Source organism: Vibrio sp. 661 (assembly GCF_033339315.1).
Classification (GTDB): domain Bacteria; phylum Pseudomonadota; class Gammaproteobacteria; order Enterobacterales; family Vibrionaceae; genus Vibrio; species Vibrio alginolyticus.
Genome location: NZ_JAWOUJ010000116.1, coordinates 1 through 1,114, shown reverse-complemented (window position 1 = coordinate 1,114; position 1,114 = coordinate 1). Strand labels below are relative to the sequence as shown.

1 protein-coding gene is annotated in these 1,114 nt (G+C 50.8%); it reads left to right on the top strand.

All coding sequences use genetic code 11. The annotated features are described in order from the left end of the window. Nucleotides 1-1,114: phosphoenolpyruvate carboxylase (locus tag R7P69_RS25085; RefSeq protein ID WP_318121814.1), on the top strand; the 1,114-nt coding region annotated here is incomplete at both ends.

The following is a 1,114-nucleotide window of genomic DNA, read 5'->3' as shown; positions in this document are numbered from 1 at the left end:
ACCATCAGAGCCTGTCAAAGAGGTTTTAGACACCTGTAAGATCATCGCTCTGCAACCGCGCGAAGCGTTCGGTGCTTACGTCATCTCAATGGCTCGTACCGCCTCAGACGTACTCGCTGTGCACCTATTGCTGCAAGAAGCGGGCTGCCCTTACCGTATGGATGTTTGTCCTCTGTTCGAAACTCTAGACGACTTGAACAATGCAGAGTCGGTCATTAAGCAGCTAATGAGCATCGACCTTTACCGTGGCTTTATTCAAAACCACCAAATGGTCATGATCGGCTACTCTGATTCAGCAAAAGATGCGGGTGTCATGTCGGCAGGCTGGGCTCAGTACCATGCTATGGAATCTCTAGTTAAAGTGGCAGAAGACGAAGGTGTTGAGCTGACTCTGTTCCATGGTCGTGGCGGCACCGTTGGTCGCGGCGGTGCACCTGCACACGCGGCTCTGCTGTCTCAACCACCAAAGAGCTTGAAAGGCGGGTTACGCGTAACAGAACAAGGCGAAATGATCCGCTTTAAACTGGGTCTACCAGATGTTGCGGTAAACAGCTTCAACTTGTATGCAAGCGCCATTTTGGAAGCAAATCTACTGCCACCACCAGAGCCAAAACAAGAATGGCGCGACTTGATGGAAGTGCTGTCGGAAGTGAGCTGTGAAGCTTACCGTGGCGTCGTCCGTGGCGAACCAGATTTTGTTCCATACTTCCGTCAAGCGACGCCTGAACTAGAGCTAGGCAAACTGCCGCTTGGTTCACGCCCAGCGAAACGTAATCCAAATGGCGGTGTAGAAAGCTTACGTGCAATTCCTTGGATCTTCTCGTGGAGCCAAAACCGTTTGGTGCTTCCGGCTTGGTTAGGCGCAGGTGAAGCTATTCAGTACTCAGTAGACAAAGGTCATCAGGCGCTACTGGAAGAAATGTGTCGCGAATGGCCGTTCTTCTCAACTCGCCTAGGTATGCTTGAGATGGTGTACACCAAGTGCAACATGGAAATCTCTCGCTACTATGACCAACGCCTAGTTGAACCCCAACTTCAACCATTGGGTGACCGACTGCGTGAACAGCTTCAATGTGATATTAAGTCCGTACTGAACGTAGAGAACAACGAAAAC